The sequence below is a fragment of the Pandoraea pneumonica genome, from assembly GCF_049918595.1.
Taxonomy (GTDB): Bacteria; Pseudomonadota; Gammaproteobacteria; order Burkholderiales; family Burkholderiaceae; genus Pandoraea; species Pandoraea pneumonica_A.
Genome location: NZ_JBNCRZ010000001.1, coordinates 1,413,048 through 1,432,242, shown reverse-complemented (window position 1 = coordinate 1,432,242; position 19,195 = coordinate 1,413,048). Strand labels below are relative to the sequence as shown.

Below are 19,195 nucleotides of genomic sequence, written 5' to 3'. Positions count from 1 at the left end.
ATCCGATTGATCCCGTCCGGCGGGTGCCGGCGGCAAGGAAGCCCACGATGACGACCCCGCAATTCCATTCGCTGACCATTCGCGAAATCCGTCCCGAGACCGCCGACGCCATCTCGATCGCCTTCACCGTGCCGGACGCCCTGCGCGACGCCTACCGCTTCACGCAAGGCCAGTTCCTCACGCTAAAGACGCTGATCGAAGGCGAAGAAGCCCGCCGCTCCTATTCGATTTGCGTAGGGGTGCCCGACTACGAGGCCACCGGCGAATTGCGTGTCGGGATCAAGCGCGTGCCGGGTGGCAAGTTCTCGAACTTCGCCAACGATCAGTTGAAGCCGGGTCAGCAAATCGATGTGATGACGCCGGACGGCCGCTTCTTCACCCGTCTGTCGCCCGAGCATGCCAAGCACTACGTCGGCTTTGCCGGTGGGTCGGGCATCACGCCGATGCTGGCACTCATCAAGACGACGCTCGCCTCGGAGCCGAACAGCCAGTTCACGCTCGTGTACGGCAATCGCTCGGTGCCGGCGATCATGTTTGCCGAAGCGCTGGAAGATCTGAAGAACACGTATCTGGGCCGTCTGCGTCTGTATCACGTGCTCTCGGACGAAGCGCAGGAAGTCGAGCTGTTCAACGGCTTGCTCGATCAGACGAAGTGCGCCGCATTCCTCGAGACGCTGATCCCGCCGTCGAGCATCGACGAAGCCTTCATCTGCGGCCCGGGCCCGATGATGGATGCCGCCGAAGCCGCACTGGCCGCCGCCGGTGTCGCCAAGGAAAAGATCCACGTCGAACGCTTTGGCGTGCCGTCGCCGCAAGCGGGCGCGAAGCCGGTCATCATCACCGACGACACGCCGATGGCCGAGCTGGTGGTCGTCATGGACGGCAAGGAGCGCCGTCTGCGCCAGCCGTACGAAGGCCAGAGCATTCTCGACACGGGCTTGGCCGCGGGCCTCTCGCTGCCGTACGCCTGCAAGGGCGGCGTGTGCTGCACGTGCCGTGCCAAGGTGCTTGAAGGTGAAGTGGCCATGGACAAGAACTACACGCTGGAAGACTACGAAGTCGAACAAGGCTTCGTGCTCACGTGCCAGGCGCGCCCGCTCACCGAGCGCGTGGTGGTGAGCTACGACGAGCGTTAAATGCAAGACGCGGCGCGGAAGCCACGCGCACGGTAAAACAAGGCAAAACACCTGCCATCGACGTACCACCGGGTGCGAACGCTCCCTCAACGCAGCGGCAAATGTCTTGAAATCGCGCCAATGCGTCGATTATTCCCGGCATTACGGGAGCGTCAACCCGAGGTGCCGGGAATACCGTAAACTACCGGCATGAATACCATCCATGTCGTCTGTGGCGATGTCGCCGCGCAGCAGTTACGCGCGGCGATGGCGCAAGCGCTTCGCGCCGACCCTGTCCTTGTCTTGCGTGACGATCTGGCCGTCGGCCCGTTGCGCGAAATCGACGAGAACGAGCGGCAACGCGCTGCCTTTTGGCAACGCGTCATCCCGTCGGCCGGGCGCGATTACGCGGGCGAGCTGCGCGAGGAATTGGCCTCGCTGCAACGTTTGGCCGAAGGCGACAACGCGGTGGTTTGCTGGCATGGCGACAGCGCATCCGATCAACTCACGCTGCGGCGTGTCGCGTTCACGTTGCGCAACACGCCCGCACGCCTGAACGAGATTCTGCTGCGCGGCACCGACCTGACGCAGCCCGCGATGGCGCAAGACGCCAATCGCCGCACCAGCGTTGGCATGTATGCGCCGGAAGTGCTGGCCGAGCGCTTCGCCCGCATCGCCCCGATTTCGCTCCTGCGCATCGGACGGCTGTCGTTGGAATGGCGGGCGCTCAAGCAAGTGAATACGCAAGTGCGTCGCTGGGTGCACAACACCTTCGAGGGTGCGACATTCGCCGAGATCGATGATCAGATTCTCGATCAGGCCCCCGTGACATGGATGCCGATGGCCGCGTTTCTCGGTGAAATGATGCCGCGCGTCGAAGGTTTTTTTGCGACCGACAGTTTTCTGCTCTGGCGCTGCCGCGAACTCGGTGCGGCGGGCCGGCTCGCGTTGCGCGGCGACACCACCATGCCCGCAGCGTGCGATTTACGACTGGAGTAACCCCCGTTTATGGCACGTACCAAGGCGCCCGACCACGAGTCGCAGCGCGAACAGATTCTCGATGTCGCCGCCGAGGCATTTGCCCGAGCGAGCTATCCCAGCACGTCGATGTCGGAACTGGCCGCCGCCTGCGGCACGTCGAAAGCCCGTCTGTATCACTACTACGCCAGCAAGGACGCCATCCTGTTCGACCTGCTCGACCGCTACACGCAGCGGCTGATGCTGATCGTCACGGAAGTCGAGGCCCTCGGTCAGCGGCGCGGGCTCTCCGAGCGTGAAACCTTCCATGAACTGATCCGGGCGTTCCTCGACGAGTACGAGACGTCGCAGACACGACATATCGCGCTGCTCAACGACGTCAAATTCCTCAACGACGAACAACGCGAAGTGGTGCTCAACCGCCAGCGCGACGTCGTCGGTGCATTCGCCCGCCAGCTCTCGCGCGCCTTCCCCGATCGCGTGGGCAAGCCCAACCAGACGGCGCTGACGATGATGCTGTTCGGCATGATCAACTGGACCTTCACGTGGCTCAAGCCGGGCGGCCGCATGCGCTACCGCGACTTCGCCAACGAAGTCATCGGCGTGCTAGAGCATGGACTCGCGCAACCGCTGGCCGACACGGCGGACAACGCTACGTCAGGTACCGCCAAAGCCTGAACATCAAAATAAGTAAGTGATCACTCTCGTAAGAAAGGGCGAATATCGTCCTTTCTTGTTGCTTCGCAGCAACTCCCCTTCGAATGCCGTGATGCGATGTACCGTGAAAACACGCCATTCTTCAGTCACTTAGACGTTTCCCTCCACCGCGCACTTTTATTTCCTAGGGTTTTTACCTAGCCGTTCGGCTATAATTCTTTTGCGCCGCACAATTCAGTGCACGCTCGAAAGAATACAAAGGATTGCGCCATGACTGCCCCGAACCACACGCCCGACGTCGCCCGCGCGACGGTTGCCGCCAACGAGCGGACGAGCGTGCTGATTCGCGAGCTGACATCCGGCGATATCCACCGCTTGCAACGCCATTTTCTGGCGCTGGGCGAAGAAGACCGCTTGCTCCGCTTCGGTCAGGCCGTCACGGACGACGTGATTACCCGTTACGTCGCCAGCCTCGACTTCGCACGCGATAGCCTGTTCGGTGTCTACGACGACAATCTGGCGCTGGTCGCCGTCGCCCACGTGGCACAACTTCCCGAAGGCAAGAACGGCCGTGTCGCTGAATTCGGCGTCTCGGTGCTGGAATCGGCCCGTGGCCGCGGCATCGGTTCGCGTCTGTTCGAACGTGCTGCCATCCACTGCCGCAACAAGCGCGTCGATACGCTGTACATGCACTGCTTGTCGCGCAATGCCCGCATGATGCGCATCGCCAAGAAGGCTGGGATGGAAATCAACTATGCGTACGGCGAAGCGGACGGCTACCTCAGCCTGCCGCCGGCCGATACGCAGTCGATGCTCTCGGAAATGATGCAGGACCAGGTCGCCGCGTTCGATTACGCGATCAAGCGTCAGGTGCGCAACGCACGCCGTCTGTTCGGTGCGCTCCTGCCGAAGGCTGCCTGACCCAACGTTCGGGCGTTCAGCAGGAAACAAAAAAACCGGCCTGGTGGCCGGTTTCTTTTTGTCTCGTCACAATGGCGAATCGCCAGCATCAAGGCAACGGCAACGCCGTGGTCTCCTTGAGTTGATCGAGGACGAAGCTCGTTTTTACGTCGACCACGCTGGGATGCATCAGCAATTGCTTTTGCATGAAGCGCGAGAAGTGCGCCATGTCGCCGACGTGCACACGTAGCAGATAATCCATGTCGCCAGCCATCGCGTAACAGCCGACGACTTCCGGCCATGTATCGACGACGTTGCGGAAGTGCTCGTTTACCGTGCCGCCCTGCCCATCGCCGGGATGACGTTTGTCGAGTCTGACGTTGACGTACGCCAGCAGCCCGAGTCCGAGCCGCGTGGGTTCCAGCAGCGCGACATAGCCACGGATGACCCCGGCCTCTTCCAGACGCCGGATGCGGCGCAGGCAAGGGCTCGGCGAGAGCCGCACCTGTTCGGCGATTTCGAGGTTGGACAATCGGCCGTTGCTTTGCAGCAGCGCGAGAATCCGGCGGTCGATCTTGTCCAATTCCAGCTTTGGCACTTCTCCCCCTGATTTTGGTATTTATGAGCAATGATATTGCGTCAAAATACGAAAATCATAAAGTCATCACCCTGTTTAACCGATTACAAGGCATTACAAGGAAGTCGCCGCCCAATAAAAAAGGCGCCAGCCTCATCGGTCGGCGCCCTGTGGTCTTGGGGCGGCGTCACCGGGCAGGTGACGCTCGCAGGGTATTGCTAGGTCCGGCTTCGCTGCGCTTGGATGCGCTCGCGATGGGCAGCCAGACCGGTGGAAGCGGTGGTCGCCTTAACGGCGTTGAAATTCTCGCGGATCGATCGTGCGCTGGTCGAGCGGGCCTTCGTAGCGTTGCGGCTGCTGCGTCGTGCGCTGCGGCTGGGTAACAGTAACAGGGGTAGGTTCAGCCGCCTTGTCGCGTGCCAGTTCATCGGCACGTGCGACGCTCACTTCCAGGGTCAGAAACGAAGCGGAAACCAGCAGGAATTTGGCGATGTTTCGTTGATTCACAGTGACTCCTTCTTTCGTGTTGCTTGGGTACTTCTCAAACGCAATGTCGTATTTCCATCTGTCGGGTAACGCAACTTAGTGTGCATTCTGCCCTGCCCGTTCCCGATCGCCGACAGGCGTTACACGTTGTTACCCGCGTGTCAGAAATCGCCGACAAGCGTACCTTTATCGACATAATCGCGACACATTGCCGCCATTTTGCGGCGAATTCCGAAAGACGCGGCGTGTCATAACGCCGCATCCGTCCTTCGATATTGGGATGATGCGCATGGGACAAAAGGAAGGGTTTACGCCAGCTACATGACGTTTACGTAAACGTCACAATCCTCGCTATACTGCCTTCGATCGACAACTTGGCAGACACCGAAGAGACGTCGCACCGTGCGCATCACGCCCATTGGGCGACGCCGTGACGCCGGTGCTACCATAGTTGCGACTGGTCACAGCATCACGAAAAAAGGCCCCGCTCATGGCGTGACATCGCTCATCCATGGGACGTAAAGAGGCTTTGCATCACCACCGCCGTCCTGCTTCACGAGAGCGGGGGGGCAGGAAGTTTTGGCGATCCCAAAATCAGTGAGAGTGAGGAGCACACCCCATGAACGCCCCCGTCAATCCGAGCTTGCTGGCCGCGCTGGAGTCGGTCACGCTCGACGACAAATACACGCTCGAGCGCGGTCGCGCTTACATGAGCGGCATTCAGGCACTAGTCCGACTACCGATGTTGCAGCAGGCCCGCGATGCGGCTGCCGGGCTCAACACCGCCGGTTATATTTCGGGCTATCGCGGCTCGCCGCTCGGCGGCCTCGACCTGTCGCTATGGAAGGCCAAGCAACACCTCGCCGGCCATAACATCGTCTTTCAGCCCGGTTTGAACGAAGACCTCGCGGCCACCGCCGTCTGGGGTTCGCAGCAAGTCAATTTGTATCCCGCCAAGTTCGATGGCGTGTTTTCGATGTGGTACGGCAAGGGGCCCGGCGTCGACCGCTCCATGGACGTGCTCAAACACGGCAACTCGGCAGGTTCTTCGAAGCACGGCGGTGTCCTCGTGCTCGCTGGCGACGATCACGCCGCCAAATCCTCCACCCTCGCGCATCAATCCGAACACGTCTTCAAGGCGGCCGGTATTCCCGTGCTGTATCCGTCGAACGTGCAGGAGTATCTCGACTACGGCCTGCATGGCTGGGCGATGAGCCGTTACTCGGGTCTTTGGGTCGCGATGAAGTGCGTGACGGACGTGGTCGAGTCGTCGGCCTCGGTGATGATCGATCCGCACAACGTCGACATCCGCCTGCCGAACGACTTCATCATGCCGCCCGACGGCCTGAACATCCGCTGGCCCGATCCGCCGCTGGTGCAAGAAGCGCGGATGATCGACCACAAGTGGTACGCCGCCCTCGCCTACGTGCGCGCGAACAAGCTCGACCGCGTGACGATCGACTCGGACAACGCCCGCTTCGGCATCATGACCGGCGGCAAGGCGTATCTCGACGTGTGTCAGGCACTCGCCGACCTCGGGCTCGACGAAGCCACGTGTCAGTGCATCGGTATTCGTCTGTACAAAGTGGGCTGTGTGTGGCCGCTCGAAGCGCAGGGTGCGCGCGCGTTTGCACAAGGCTTGCAGGAAATTCTCGTGGTCGAGGAGAAGCGTCAGATCCTCGAATATCAGATCAAGGAAGAGCTGTACAACTGGCGCGACGACGTGCGTCCGCGCGTGTACGGCAAGTTCGACGAGAAGGACGGCGCAGGCGGTGAATGGTCGGTGCCGATGGCCAACTGGCTGCTGCCCGCCCACTACGAACTCTCGCCCGCGCTGATCGCGAAGGCCATTGCCACGCGTCTGGAAAAATTCGAACTGCCGAGCGACGTGCGCGAGCGCATCAACACGCGCCTGAAGGTCATCGAAGCCAAGGAGCAAGCGCTCGCCAAGCCGCGCGTCGCGGCCGAACGTAAGCCGTGGTTCTGCTCGGGCTGTCCGCACAACACGTCGACGAACGTGCCGGAAGGCTCGCGCGCCATCGCGGGCATCGGCTGCCACTACATGACGGTGTGGATGGACCGCAAGACCGACACCTTCTCGCAAATGGGCGGAGAAGGCGTGCCTTGGATCGGTCAGGCGCCGTTCTCGTGCGACGAACACATCTTCGCGAATCTCGGCGACGGCACGTACTTCCACTCGGGGTTGCTCGCCATTCGTGCGGCGATCTCGTCGAAGGTCAACATCACCTACAAGATTCTCTACAACGACGCTGTCGCGATGACAGGCGGCCAACCGGTCGACGGCACGTTGAGCGTGCCGCAGATCGTGGCGCAGGTGGCGGCCGAAGGTGCCGAGAAGATCGTGATCGTCACCGACGAGCCGGAGAAGTACGACGGCGTGAAGCTCGTGGGCGACGTGCCGATCTACCACCGCAGCGAACTTGACCGCGTGCAGCGCGAGTTGCGGCTGGTGAAGGGCACCACGATCCTCGTCTACGACCAGACATGCGCCACCGAGAAGCGCCGCCGCCGCAAACGCGGTGCGTATCCCGACCCGGCCAAACGCGTCGTCATCAACGAGGCGGTGTGCGAAGGCTGCGGCGATTGCTCGGTGAAGTCGAACTGTCTCTCGGTCGAGCCGCTCGAGACGGAATTCGGCACGAAGCGTCAGATCAATCAATCGACCTGTAACAAGGACTTCTCGTGCCTGAACGGTTTCTGCCCGAGCTTCGTGACGGTGGAAGGCGGTCAGTTGCGCAAGCCCAAGACGGCGAAGGTCGATAACGAAGGTCTGCCGCCGCTGCCGGAACCGGCCCTCCCGCCGATCACGCGTCCGTACGGCATTCTCGTCACGGGCGTGGGTGGCACTGGCGTGGTGACCATCGGCGGTCTGCTCGGCATGGCTGCGCATCTGGAAAACAAGGGCGTAACCACGCTCGACGTGACTGGTTTGGCGCAGAAGGGTGGCGCCGTGACGAGCCACGTGCAGATTGCGCTGCAACCGGAAGACATTCACGCCACGCGTATCGCCATGGGCGATGCCCGCGTCGTGATCGGTTGCGACGCCATCACGACGGCCAGCGACGACACGCTCTCGCGCGTGCAGCACGGTGTGACGAACATCGTGGTGAACAGCGCCCACACGCCGACGGCGGAATTCATCCGCAACCCGAGCTGGCGTTTCCCGGGCGCGAGCACCGAGAACGATATTCGCGCCGCCGCTGGCGACAGCGTCGATTTCGTCGACGCGAATCACCTCGCGTTGCGTCTGCTTGGCGACACGATCTACACCAACCCGTTCGTGCTGGGCTTCGCGTGGCAGAAGGGCTGGGTACCGCTTTCGTACGCGGCCCTCACGCGCGCCATCGAACTCAACGGCGTGTCGATCGAGAAGAACAAGCAAGCGTTCGAATGGGGACGTCGTGCCGCGCACGATCTCGCCAGCGTGCGCAAGCTCGCGCGACAAGGGGAAGCGCCGGAATCGTCGGCCGCAGGCGGTAAGCTGATTACGCTGCACTCGCCCAAGGCACTCGACGCGTTGATTCAACGCCGCTACGACCAGCTTGTTGCGTATCAGGATCGCGCTTACGCCGAACGCTTCAAGCAAACGGTCGATCGCGTGCGCAGTGCCGAATCGGCCATCGACAACGGCGCGTCGCAAATGCCGCTGACGGAAGCGGTTGCTCGCGCGCTGTACAAGCTGATGGCTTACAAGGACGAGTACGAAGTCGCGCGTCTGTACAGCGACCCGGCGTTCATGAAGAAGCTGAACGAGCAGTTCGAAGGCGACTTCTCGCTGCGCTTCCATCTGGCACCGCCGTCGCTCGCGAAGCACGACGACAAGGGGCATCTGATCAAGAAGGCCTACGGTCCGTGGATGATGAAGGCGTTCGGTGTGCTGGCGAAGTTCAAGGGCCTGCGCGGCGGGGCGCTCGACATCTTTGGGCGCACCGAAGAGCGTCGTACCGAACGTGCGCTGATCGGCGAGTACGAAGCGCTGGTGAACGAACTGATCTCGCACCTGAACGAGCACAACGTCGCGCTGGCGGTGCAACTGGCTGAACTGCCGCAAGAAATTCGCGGCTATGGCCATGTGAAGGAGCAGAACCTCGCCGCCACGCGCATCAAGTGGACGAAGTTGCTCACGCAGTTCCGCGACGGCAGTTCGCATCGCGTGGCCGCGTAAGCCGTACTGACAGCCCCATAAAAAATCCCGCCAGCGCGAAAGCGACTGGCGGGATTTTTTTATCCTGCGCTGGCAGACATGCTCACCGGGTCACCCCGGCGGCATGCCCATCAGCTCCTCAACGCACGACGTTGGCAGCAGCCACGGCGGTCATGTTGATAATGCGGCGCACGGTGGCGGCCGGGGTCAGGATGTGGACCGGCTTGGCGCAGCCGAGCAGGAACGGACCGACCGTCACGCCTTCACCGCCCGTCATCTTGAGCAGGTTGTACGTGATGTTGGCGGCTTCCACGTTCGGCATGACGAGCAGGTTGGCTTCACCGGCCAGACGCGAGGCCGGGTAGGCCGCACGACGCACCGACTCCGACAGGGCTGCGTCGCCGTGCATTTCGCCGTCGACTTCCAGCTCCGGTGCACGTTCGGCCAGCAGTTCGCAGGCGCGCGCCATGCGTTGTGCCGAAGCCGACTTCACGCTGCCGAAGTTCGAGTTCGAGAGCAGCGCCACCTTCGGGGCGATGCCGAAGCGCTCGATTTCCTTGGCGGCGAGCACCGTCATCTCGGCGAGTTGCTCCGACGTCGGCGTCTCGTTCACGTACGTATCGCTGATGAACAGGTTGCGCTTCTCGAGCATCAACAGGTTCATGGCGGCGTAGTTGCTCACGCCTTCAGCGCGGCCCAGCACTTGATCGACCACGTCGAGGTGACGGTGGTACGTATCGATCATGCCGCAGATCATGCCGTCGGCTTCGCCCAGACGCACGAGGATCGAGCCGATCAGCGTGTTGTCCTTGCGCATGGCGGCCTTCGCCACTTCCGGGGTCACGCCGTGACGGGCGCCCAGGTTGTGGTATTCCTGCCAGCAACGCTGATAGCGCGTGTCGTCTTCCGGATTGACGATTTCGAAATCGACGCCCGGCTTGAGCTTCGAGCCGATCTTTTGCAGGCGCATTTCCACCACGGCCGGACGGCCGATGATGATCGGCTTGGCGATGCGCTCGGCCAGCACGAACTGCGCCGCGCGCAGCACGCGCTCGTCTTCGCCTTCGGCGAACACGATGCGAGCGGCGGTGTTAGCGGCTGGGTTAGCTGCAAAGCGCGCGCGGGCCGCAGCGAACACCGGACGCATGATGAAGCCCGTGCGGTAGACGGTCGTGCCGAGCTGTTCGCGGTAGGCATCCATGTCCTTGATCGGACGCGTCGCCACGCCCGAGTCCATCGCGGCTTGCGCGACGGCCGGTGCGATCTTGATGATCAGACGCGGATCGAACGGCTTCGGAATGATGTATTCCGGACCGAATTCGAGCGACTGGCCTTCATAGGCGCGCGCCACTTCTTCGCTCTGCTCTTCTTCCTGCGCCAGTTCGGCGATGGCACGCACGGTGGCGAGCTTCATCTCTTCCGTAATGGTCGTCGCGCCCACGTCGAGCGCGCCGCGGAAGATGAACGGGAAGCACAGCACGTTGTTCACCTGGTTCGGATAGTCCGAACGGCCGGTGGCGACGATACAGTCGGGGCGAGCGGCCTTGGCAATTTCCGGGCGAATTTCCGGCTCGGGGTTGGCGAGCGCGAGAATCAGCGGGCTCGGGCCCATGGTCTTGACCATGTCAGCGGTGAGCACACCGGCGGTCGAGCAGCCGAGGAACACGTCGGCGCCGTTGCTGGCGTCAGCCAGCGTACGGGCTTCGGTCGTCACGGCGTAGCGCGCCTTGCTCTCGTCGAGCTTGTCGCGGCCGGTGTGAATCACGCCCTTCGAGTCGAGAACCAGAATGTTCTCTTTCTTCAGGCCCAAGTTCACCAACAGGTCCAGACAGGCGATGGCGGCAGCGCCGGCGCCCGAGCAAACCAGCTTCACGTTGCCGATGTCCTTCTTCACGACCTTCAGGCCGTTGAGGATAGCGGCCGACGCGATGATGGCGGTACCGTGTTGATCGTCGTGGAAGACGGGGATCTTCATGCGCTCGCGCAGCTTCTTCTCGATGTAGAAGCACTCGGGCGCCTTGATGTCTTCGAGGTTGATGCCGCCGAGCGTCGGCTCGAGCATGGCAATGGCTTCAACGAGCTTGTCCGGGTCGTGTTCGGCGAGTTCGATGTCGAACACGTCGATGCCGGCGAATTTCTTGAACAGGCAGCCCTTGCCTTCCATCACGGGCTTCGCGGCGAGCGGGCCGATATTGCCCAGACCCAGCACGGCGGTGCCGTTGGTAATCACGCCCACGAGGTTGCTGCGCGACGTGTAGCGGTTGGCGGCGAGGGGGTCTTCGGCGATCGCTTCGCAGGCGTAGGCAACGCCCGGCGAGTAAGCCAGCGACAGATCGATCTGGTTCGACAGCGGCTTGGTCGGCGTCACCGAGATTTTGCCCGGGCGGGGGAATTCGTGGTACGCCAGAGCGCTTTCTTTCAAGTCAGGTTTGTCCATATCTCGATACCTAAATACAGGGCGACAGCCGGGCGACGGCAACTCGAGGGTAGCGCGCGGGCACGGCAGTCTTGTGACGGATCACGGCGGGAAGAGCCAACCGGAGGGATTCGGCGATTTTGTCGCCGACGGTGTTCTTCGCTGCGCGGCGGCGTGATGGCCCCCGCTCCTCCGGGTCTTCTACACCGCGCTTTCACGCGTCAGACCCAGAGCTTGCGGCGCGCCGGACGCACCGCAGGACGCAAAGTGTACACCTTGCGCCGAAAGCTTGAGGGCGGCGCGCGGCAGCATAGTTGTGCTGTGCGCCGCCCCCTGCCAGCAGGAATGTGCTGGCAAAAGCAGGAAAACTCAGGAAAGCGCTTCGCCGCGACGCTCGGGGATCAGGAACAGCGTGGCGATGATATCCAGCACATAGATGCTGGCGAGGAACACGAGCGCGATCTTGAACGAGTACGCGGCTGCGAGCGCGCCGACCGCGAGCGGTCCGAAGCCGCCGACCGCACGGCCGATATTGAAGAGCACGTTCTGCGCCGTGGCACGCGCGGCCGTCGGATACAGCTCGGAGATCAGCGCGCCGTAGCCGCCGATCATGCCGTTCACGAACATGCCCATCACGGCGCCACCGATCAGCAGTGCGAACTGCGATTGCAATTGAGCGTAGACGAACACCATCACCACGGCCCCGATCTGGTAACCGATGAAGGTCGGGCGACGGCCGAAGCGATCGGCCAGTCGGCCGAACAGCCAAATGCCGAACGCCATGCCGAGCACCGTCACGGCGGTCCACATGGCGGACTTGGTGAGCGAGTAGCCAAACGCTTTCGACAAATACGAAGGCATCCAGATCATCAGGCCGTAGTAGCCGAAGTTCTGCACCGAGCAGAGGATGGCGACGCCGAGACTTGCCCGCGTTGTGGCGCAGTCCTTCACCAGCAGCTTGAGCGGTGCGTGTTCGCGCGGTTGCTTTTGCTGCGCGATGAAGAGCTCCGGCTCACCGAGCGTGCGGCGCATGACGAACGACACGACGGCAGGCAGCAGGCCCACGGCAAACATGCCGCGCCAGCCGATCAGCGGCAGCAGCACCGGCGTGAGCAACGCAGCGGCGAGCACCCCGGCCTGCCAGCCCAGCCCGACGAACGACGAGGCGCGTGCGCGGCGTGCCGGGGCGCAAGCTTCCGCCGCCAGGGCCATGCCGATACCGAACTCGCCGCCCAGACCGATACCCGCGATCGTGCGATACGCGAGCAGGTCCCAATACCCTTGCGCCAGTGCGCACATGCCGGTGAAGACCGCGAACAACAGAATCGTCCACGACAACACACGCACGCGGCCATAGCGGTCCGAGAGCATACCGAAGACGATGCCGCCCACGACGGCGCCTACGAGCGTCCACGTGACGAGCGCGCCCGACTGTGCGCTGGTCAGCGCGAGATCGGCAGCAATGGCGGGAAGAATGAAGCCGAGAATCAGCAGGTCGAAGCCGTCCATGGCGTAGCCAATGGCGGAGGCCCACAGCGCGCGGTTGGCATAACCGCTGTCTTGCGTGCTGTTAGGCACGGCGCTCGCGGCTGAGAGAGACGTTGAATCGTTGGACATGTTGGGCGGCTCCGGCCGGCGTACGTTGGCGAAGATGACAAAAGGGGGCAACAGGGGGAGCGGATATCCGCGCAGTCGACTTGTGACTAGGCGGTCACCTAACCTGAAATTCGGCGTGAGTGTATGCCTGTCATAAAGCCTCGGCAACTGTCTCTTTTTTTGGATTCATCTATCGAGACGTATTTTTCATATGCGCCGTGCGGTCACTCTGCGCGTATGTTGCGCACAGAAAATATACGCTCCGTGCATAATTGACCGCTCGATTGCTGAATGTTGTGGCATAATTCGCGTTTAAGCGCCGGTCCGCCGTGCCGACCTGTCGCGCTGAACCTGATTTCCCCTGCTGCCCGCACGGCATGCAGCTACGCAAAGGATCCGCATCATGATTGGCATCGACCGCCAGGCGATCTCCGACATCACCGCCAAAATCCTGCTCGAAGTGGGCGCGGTGCATTTCAACGCTGAGAAGCCATACATCTTCACCTCGGGCTGGGCCAGCCCGGTCTACACCGATTGCCGCAAGCTCATCTCGTACCCGCGCGTGCGCCGTACGTTGATGGACTTCGCAGAAGCCGTGCTTATCGAAGACGTCGGCTGCGAGCAGTTCGACACGGTGGCCGGCGGTGAAACCGCAGGTATCCCGTTCGCGGCATGGATTGCCGACAAGCTGATGCTGCCGATGCAGTACGTGCGCAAAAAACCGAAGGGTTTCGGCCGTAACGCTCAGATCGAAGGCGATCTGCCGGAAGGCTCGCGCGTGTTGCTGGTCGAAGATTTGACGACCGACGGCCGCAGCAAGATCAACTTCTGCAAGGCCCTGCGCGAAGCCGGTGCGAGTGTGAACCACGTGTTCGTGATCTTCCACTACGACATCTTCCCGGAGAGCCGTCAGGTGTTGAAGGACATCGACGTGAACCTGCACTCGCTGGCCACGTGGTGGGACGTGCTGCGCGTTGCCAAGCAACAGAACCACTTCGACACGAAGACGCTCGACGAAGTCGAGAAATTCCTGCACGCCCCGGCCGAATGGTCGGGCGCGCATGGCGGCGCAACGTCCTTCCCGAAGGACTAAGCGCGCCGTGGCAATGCCCGTAGTATTCGCTTGAGAGGCGAGGACGGCCGGCCCCGAACAGGGTCGGCCGTTTTGTTATCTGCAAGGGGAAAAACGCATGTTTGCTTCGGTCATTGCGATTAGCGTCGGGGCCGCCGTAGGCGCCTTGCTGCGCTGGCTACTGAGCGTTCAGCTCAACGCCATTTTGCCGACGCTGCCGCTCGGCACACTCGCCGCCAACCTCGGCGGGGGCTATCTCATCGGTATCGCGGTGGCGATCTTCAGCCAGTTTCCGTCGATCCCTGCCGAATGGCGGCTACTCGTCGTCACCGGCTTTCTCGGCGGACTCACCACCTTCTCCACCTTCTCGGCAGAAGTCACCACGCTGCTGCGTGAGGGGCAACTCGGCTGGGCATCGATGACTGTCGTCGCGCACGTCGCGGGCTCGCTGACGATGACGCTGCTCGGCATGGCCAGCGCCACGTACATCGCGCAGTGGATGCGAACGTCGGCGTAGGGTCTACGCCAGCAGCATCACCAGCTTCACGTCGTCATGCCCCGAGAGCCGAAACGTGACCTGTGCGAAATCGATCTCGCCGCGCGTGGGGTGATGAAAGCCACGGCGTCCGCCTTCGCGCTCGACCACGTCTTGCTGTGACCAAAGCGCCGCGAAAACGGCGCTCTCACGCTGCAACGCATCGGTGAGCGCACGCACCGGCGTGTCGTCGAGATACGCGCTGCATTCCGCGCGAAACTCGGCGACCACGCGCCGCGCACGGCTCGGCCAGTCCTGAATCAACGTCTGCGCCGATGCGTCGAGAAAAATGTAGCGCAGCAGATTCTTCGGCCCCGGTGCATCGAGCCAGCCACGGAAAATGTCTGACGCGGCGTCGTTCCAGGCAAGCACATCCCAACAACGATCGAGCGCATAAGCGGGCGCAGCGACGGCCGCTACCGCCGCCTGCACTTGCGCTGCCGCATGGTTCGGCAACGGCTCCGCGCCACGCTCTGGATCGCGTTTGCCTGCGAGATCGAACAGATAGGAGCGCTCCGCACGCGAGAGCCGCAGTGCGCTCGCCACCGCCGAGAGCGCCCCGACCGAAATAGAGACCTCGCGCGCTTGCTCGATCCACGTGTACCAAGTGGCCGACAGGCCGCACAACTGCGCCACTTCCTCGCGGCGCAGCCCCGGCGTGCGGCGTCGCCCAATGGGCGGCAGCCCCACCGCAGCCGGCGTCAGCCGCTCACGGTGGGCACGCAAAAAGTCGCCCAGCGCACGGCGCTGACTGGCCGCGCCGCGGGCATCGTCGGCGGTGGGTTTAAGGGAGGTGTTATCGGGCGGACGCATGATAGGGGTGGTTTTTATACCAGGATAAATGTGCAACTTGTACCGGTATCGACGAACCATTATCGTGAGTCACATCGCGGTTGTGCAAGCACGAATGTTCGTCTTCAATACCTTCGTACTCTCGACAACTCGACGACTGCCCGACCCCACAAACATCACGATTTCCATCACCGAAGGAGACGCCCCGTGAGCGACGCTACCCGCCCCACTTCGAGCGCTGCCGCGCATGATTCCCACAATGCGGTCGTCACCGGCCAATTCGGCCCGCAGGCTTCGGCTTACCTGACGAGTGCCAATCACGCACAAGGTGCCGACCTCGAACAACTCGCCGCGATTGCCCGTGCGCACCCGAACGCCCAAGTGCTCGATCTGGGCTGCGGCGCGGGTCATGTGAGCTTCTTCACCGCGCCGTTTGCGGCGCGTGTCGTCGCGTACGACTTGTCGGCCGACATGCTCGGCGTCGTCGCAGGCGAAGCCGCCAAGCGTGGCCTTGCGAACATCGAGACGCAATTGGGCGCGGCCGAGTCGCTGCCCTTCGACGATGCCAGTTTCGATCTCGTCTTCAGCCGCTACAGCGCGCACCACTGGGCCGACGTCGGCGCCGCGTTGCGCGAAATGCGCCGCGTGCTGAAGCCGGGGGGCCGGGTCGTGATCTGCGATGTCGCCTCTACCGGTCAGCCGCTTTTCGACACATATTTGCAAGCGGTGGAAGTGCTGCGCGACACCTCGCATGTGCGCGACTACGCTGTGGGCGAGTGGCTGACGATGGCAGCGAATGCGGGCTTCTCCGTGGCATCGCTCACGCCGCGCACACTCGATCTCGATTTCAAGACGTGGACCTCGCGCATGCGCACGCCTGAGCCGATGCAGGTCGCCATTCGCGCACTGCAAACCGCGATGGCCGACGACGTACGCCGTCACTTCCGAATTCAAGACGATGGCTCGTTCACGCTCGACACCGTCACGCTCGAATTCGTCGCGGGCTGATCATCGTCGCATCGCGACAGCATGAAAAAGGGCGCTCTCGCAAGAGCGCCCTTTTACGTTCTACCGTCGATTGACTGTCGATTCGCGCTGCCGCCTACTGCAACAGCCGCGCCCCATCGCTGTCGTTAGCCCCGCTGATTTCCGCGGCACCGGCGAGCAACGCCACGTAATGACGAAGTGCTCGCGTGCGAGCCTGTTCATACAACTGCGCTGCGATGCGATCGGCCACACGCTCGAAAGGCGGCATGCGTCCCTTCACACGCCGCTCGATCCGCACGACGTGAAAGCCATAACGCGTATTCACCAGCCGTGGCAGCACACCGAGTCGATCGCCGCAGAACAAGACCAGTTCGAACTCCGGTGCGCCGCTGCCTCGCGTGAGCATGCCCAGGCTGCCGCCAGATCGTCCTGACGGGCAATCCGACATGCTGGCCGCCAGCGATTCGAACGCGGCAGGCTCGACGCGCAACTGATCGAGCGCCGCCTGCGCACGAGACAGCGTGACCGACAGCGGCACCCCCGCCGAGAGGGCAAACAGAATATGACTCGCCTGCACCTTGTCGCCCACACGGAACTGCCCGGCGTGCTCGTGAAAATACACACGGCACTCCGCTTCGGTAGGACGTCGCACATGCACATCGCGTGTGAAGAGCGCATCGACGATGGCATCGTCGCTGGCGTCCGCCATCTCCGCATCGCCCAGCAGCCGCAAATCGCGCACGCGTTGCCGCAATAACTCGCGACTCACGAGCGCGTGCTGGGCCGCCGTTTCCGGATCGGCCGCGTCACGATGCTGATCGATCTCATCGGCGACGCGGCGTGCATCGATGACAATCCCGTTGACGCGCAAAGACATGACGGACTCCTGCAAATGCTCAACTACCGACGCTCACTCGCAACGACGCACGCTCACCGCATCAGAACTCGTTCTGAATACGGCGATACGCGCGTGCGAGTTGCACGTTCGTGCGGCTCACCGATTCGGAGAACTCGCGCGCGTCGACAGTGACCTTCGGAATGGTCGCGAGATCGGTCTCGCGGCTAATGTGTGTGGTCGAGGGAATGTAGAAGTTCTCGGGAATATCGCGCCCGTCGACCACGCTGTTGTGCCGCACCACCACGCCGTCGTGCACGACGCAGTTGAACAGCACCGAGTTGAAACCGATGAATACGTTGTTACCGATCACGCACGGGCCATGCACGATGGAGCGATGGGCAATCGAAGTGTTCTCGCCGATGGTCACGCGTGCGCCGTCTTTCGAATGGATCACGACCCCGTCCTGAATATTGGAATTGGCGCCGATCACAATCGGCTCCATCTTGCCGCTCTCGTCGACCTCATCGGCACGCAATACCGCGTAGGGCCCGATGAACACGTTCTCGCCGACGATGATCTTGCCGCACAGAATGGCCGTCGGATCGATGAACGAGGTTTCATGCACGACGGGGAAGTCCCCGTTCGGATTCTTTCGCAACATTGATGAATCACTCCAGACCGCTCGCTCGTAAGCCCGGGCCCGAACGACAGGCGCGTCGCGTACGTGCGCGATGCATCGCTGCCGGAAGTGGCCTCGTTGGAATACGCCCTGTGGGCAAGCGGGGGAAAGGGAACACGGACGGGCGCCGTGGTACAGACTCTCTCACCGCCGCGAACGGTATAACGTTGTTGTAGGCGATGAGAGACAGAAAGGCAAATGCCCGCGTTGACGGTGCGGGCAGCCGTTGCGTGCCGCACACAAGCATGTGCGGCAGCGAAAAAACTCAGTGCGCTGCGCGCGTCGGTGCAGCTTGCGAATCGTTGGCCGTGCCCGTCGGGCGACCGCGCCAGTAACCCGCGAGCAACGAACCCGACAGGTTGTGCCAGACCGAGAACAGCGCGCCCGGCAGTGCTGCCAGCGGCGTGAAGTAGATCTTGCCGAGCGTGGCCGCGAGGCCCGAATTCTGCATGCCCACTTCGATGGCGAGCGTGCGGCAAATCGATTCGTCGAAGCCCAACAAGCGGCCGCCCCAATAACCGCCGAGCAGGCCCAGACCGTTGTGCAGCACCACGCCGAGCATCACCAACGGACCCACCGTGGCAATGTTGCCCTGATTGGCCCCAACCACGGCACCGATGATCAACACGATGGCCACCATCGACACGAGCGGCAGATAGCCCTCGACGGCGCGCACTGCGCGATTGAAGAAGCGGTTGATGAGCAGGCCCGCGACGATTGGCAACGCCACGATTTGCAGAATCGACAGCAGCATGCCTTCCACATCGACCGAGATCGACGCATCGACATACAAGCGCGTGAGCAGCGGCGTGGCGAACACACCCACGAGCGTCGACATGGCGCTGATGGTCACCGACAACGCCACGTCGCCACGGGCGAGATAAATCATGACGTTCGACGCCGTACCGCTCGCCACGCTGCCCACGAGCACCATACCGGCGGTCAGATCGGGTGGCATATGCAGCACGCGAGCAATGATCCACGCGGCCAGCGGCATCACGAGGTAATGCAGCACCACGCCCGCGACGATCGGGGCGGGACGCGTGAAGACGCGTTTGAAGTCGTCGAACGTGAGCGTCACGCCCATGGCGAACATCACGACGGTGAGCAGTGCGGTGACGTGCGGCGTAACGCCGGAGAAGCTGCCCGGCGAAAAGTAGGCGGCAACGGAGAGCAGCAAAGCCCACAACGGAAACAAGCGGGTGACACGGGCGATCATGAGATCCTCGGAGAACAAAAACGCGGCGCGCGCACTGGCGAGTCCATGCGCCCTCGTTCCCCGAGAGGTCATCGCACCTGCCACACCCGGGCCGCCGGGCGCAAAAGGTTAATATTTTACTTAATTTGCGCCAGCCGCCTCTTGGGGGCTGCCCCAAGCGTGCGGGGACGAGCGTCGAACGCT

General features: G+C 62.5%; 16 protein-coding genes. 8 read left to right on the top strand and 8 right to left on the bottom strand.

Translation table 11 applies throughout. The features are described from left to right. Positions 1-47: 47 nt before the first annotated feature. The 4 genes from paaE (at position 48) to ACPWR9_RS06505 (ending at position 3,671) form a co-directional block, all read left to right on the top strand. Positions 48-1,136 (top strand): 1,2-phenylacetyl-CoA epoxidase subunit PaaE, encoded by a 1,089-nt coding sequence (paaE, locus tag ACPWR9_RS06520; RefSeq protein WP_426295976.1) that lies wholly within the window; start codon positions 48-50, stop codon positions 1,134-1,136. Positions 1,137-1,325: 189 nt separating this feature from the next. Then, on the top strand, positions 1,326-2,114 hold the full coding sequence (locus ACPWR9_RS06515; RefSeq protein WP_426295977.1) for a DUF1835 domain-containing protein: 789 nt from the start codon (positions 1,326-1,328) through the stop codon (positions 2,112-2,114). Between the two features lie 9 nt (positions 2,115-2,123). Further along, complete coding sequence (locus tag ACPWR9_RS06510) at positions 2,124-2,771, top strand: TetR/AcrR family transcriptional regulator (protein ID WP_426295978.1); 648 nt, start codon at positions 2,124-2,126, stop codon at positions 2,769-2,771. 249 nt (positions 2,772-3,020) lie between these two features. Further along, positions 3,021-3,671: a GNAT family N-acetyltransferase gene (locus ACPWR9_RS06505; protein WP_150679253.1), complete on the top strand. Its 651-nt coding sequence runs from the start codon at positions 3,021-3,023 to the stop codon at positions 3,669-3,671. 88 nt (positions 3,672-3,759) lie between these two features. Here ACPWR9_RS06505 and ACPWR9_RS06500 read toward each other — a convergent pair whose 3' ends face one another. Beyond that, positions 3,760-4,248 carry an Lrp/AsnC family transcriptional regulator gene (locus ACPWR9_RS06500; RefSeq protein WP_426295979.1) on the bottom strand — a complete coding sequence of 163 codons (489 nt, stop codon included), beginning with the start codon at positions 4,246-4,248 and terminating at the stop codon, positions 3,760-3,762. 267 nt (positions 4,249-4,515) lie between these two features. Beyond that, on the bottom strand, positions 4,516-4,734 hold the full coding sequence (locus tag ACPWR9_RS06495; RefSeq protein WP_150679255.1) for a hypothetical protein: 219 nt from the start codon (positions 4,732-4,734) through the stop codon (positions 4,516-4,518). Between the two features lie 598 nt (positions 4,735-5,332). Here ACPWR9_RS06495 and ACPWR9_RS06490 point away from each other — a divergent pair. Then, complete coding sequence (locus ACPWR9_RS06490; protein WP_426295980.1) at positions 5,333-8,899, top strand: indolepyruvate ferredoxin oxidoreductase family protein; 3,567 nt, start codon at positions 5,333-5,335, stop codon at positions 8,897-8,899. Between the two features lie 118 nt (positions 8,900-9,017). On the opposite strand, the gene ACPWR9_RS06485 is transcribed toward ACPWR9_RS06490, so the two are convergent. Then, positions 9,018-11,315, bottom strand: coding sequence for an NADP-dependent malic enzyme (locus ACPWR9_RS06485; protein ID WP_426295981.1), 2,298 nt, complete (start codon positions 11,313-11,315; stop codon positions 9,018-9,020). Positions 11,316-11,663: 348 nt separating this feature from the next. After that, the gene (locus ACPWR9_RS06480) at positions 11,664-12,911 is read right to left on the bottom strand and encodes an MFS transporter (RefSeq protein WP_150679258.1); all 1,248 of its coding nucleotides are present in this window, start codon (positions 12,909-12,911) and stop codon (positions 11,664-11,666) included. Positions 12,912-13,293: 382 nt separating this feature from the next. On the opposite strand from ACPWR9_RS06480, the gene ACPWR9_RS06475 reads away from it, so the two are divergent. Both ACPWR9_RS06475 and crcB read left to right on the top strand, forming a co-directional pair. Then, on the top strand, positions 13,294-13,983 hold the full coding sequence (locus ACPWR9_RS06475; protein WP_150679259.1) for an orotate phosphoribosyltransferase: 690 nt from the start codon (positions 13,294-13,296) through the stop codon (positions 13,981-13,983). Positions 13,984-14,080: 97 nt separating this feature from the next. Beyond that, entirely contained in the window at positions 14,081-14,479 is a 399-nt protein-coding gene (crcB, locus tag ACPWR9_RS06470) for a fluoride efflux transporter CrcB (protein WP_426295982.1), read from the top strand. Positions 14,480-14,482: 3 nt separating this feature from the next. On the opposite strand, the gene ACPWR9_RS06465 is transcribed toward crcB, so the two are convergent. Continuing rightward, complete coding sequence (locus ACPWR9_RS06465) at positions 14,483-15,310, bottom strand: helix-turn-helix transcriptional regulator (RefSeq protein ID WP_426295983.1); 828 nt, start codon at positions 15,308-15,310, stop codon at positions 14,483-14,485. Positions 15,311-15,496: 186 nt separating this feature from the next. On the opposite strand from ACPWR9_RS06465, the gene ACPWR9_RS06460 reads away from it, so the two are divergent. Next, positions 15,497-16,297: a class I SAM-dependent methyltransferase gene (locus ACPWR9_RS06460; protein WP_426295984.1), complete on the top strand. Its 801-nt coding sequence runs from the start codon at positions 15,497-15,499 to the stop codon at positions 16,295-16,297. 94 nt (positions 16,298-16,391) lie between these two features. Here the strand turns inward: ACPWR9_RS06460 and ACPWR9_RS06455 are convergent, their stop codons facing one another. From ACPWR9_RS06455 to panS, 3 genes are all read right to left on the bottom strand, one after another. Beyond that, positions 16,392-17,153 carry a peptidylprolyl isomerase gene (locus tag ACPWR9_RS06455; RefSeq protein WP_426295985.1) on the bottom strand — a complete coding sequence of 254 codons (762 nt, stop codon included), beginning with the start codon at positions 17,151-17,153 and terminating at the stop codon, positions 16,392-16,394. A gap of 61 nt (positions 17,154-17,214) precedes the next feature. After that, entirely contained in the window at positions 17,215-17,775 is a 561-nt protein-coding gene (locus ACPWR9_RS06450; protein WP_150679264.1) for a DapH/DapD/GlmU-related protein, read from the bottom strand. Positions 17,776-18,058: 283 nt separating this feature from the next. Continuing rightward, positions 18,059-19,012 (bottom strand): ketopantoate/pantoate/pantothenate transporter PanS, encoded by a 954-nt coding sequence (gene panS, locus ACPWR9_RS06445; protein WP_426295986.1) that lies wholly within the window; start codon positions 19,010-19,012, stop codon positions 18,059-18,061. Positions 19,013-19,195: the final 183 nt, after the last annotated feature.

Coding starts and splice junctions, on each gene's coding strand:
- ACPWR9_RS06480 (WP_150679258.1), bottom strand. CDS start 12,911: ATGTCCAACGATTCAACGTCTCTCTCAGCCGCGAGCGCCGTGCCTAAC.
- ACPWR9_RS06450 (WP_150679264.1), bottom strand. CDS start 17,775: ATGTTGCGAAAGAATCCGAACGGGGACTTCCCCGTCGTGCATGAAACC.
- ACPWR9_RS06455 (WP_426295985.1), bottom strand. CDS start 17,153: ATGTCTTTGCGCGTCAACGGGATTGTCATCGATGCACGCCGCGTCGCC.
- crcB (WP_426295982.1), top strand. CDS start 14,081: ATGTTTGCTTCGGTCATTGCGATTAGCGTCGGGGCCGCCGTAGGCGCC.
- ACPWR9_RS06515 (WP_426295977.1), top strand. CDS start 1,326: ATGAATACCATCCATGTCGTCTGTGGCGATGTCGCCGCGCAGCAGTTA.
- ACPWR9_RS06485 (WP_426295981.1), bottom strand. CDS start 11,315: ATGGACAAACCTGACTTGAAAGAAAGCGCTCTGGCGTACCACGAATTC.
- ACPWR9_RS06475 (WP_150679259.1), top strand. CDS start 13,294: ATGATTGGCATCGACCGCCAGGCGATCTCCGACATCACCGCCAAAATC.
- ACPWR9_RS06490 (WP_426295980.1), top strand. CDS start 5,333: ATGAACGCCCCCGTCAATCCGAGCTTGCTGGCCGCGCTGGAGTCGGTC.
- ACPWR9_RS06465 (WP_426295983.1), bottom strand. CDS start 15,310: ATGCGTCCGCCCGATAACACCTCCCTTAAACCCACCGCCGACGATGCC.
- panS (WP_426295986.1), bottom strand. CDS start 19,012: ATGATCGCCCGTGTCACCCGCTTGTTTCCGTTGTGGGCTTTGCTGCTC.
- paaE (WP_426295976.1), top strand. CDS start 48: ATGACGACCCCGCAATTCCATTCGCTGACCATTCGCGAAATCCGTCCC.
- ACPWR9_RS06510 (WP_426295978.1), top strand. CDS start 2,124: ATGGCACGTACCAAGGCGCCCGACCACGAGTCGCAGCGCGAACAGATT.
- ACPWR9_RS06505 (WP_150679253.1), top strand. CDS start 3,021: ATGACTGCCCCGAACCACACGCCCGACGTCGCCCGCGCGACGGTTGCC.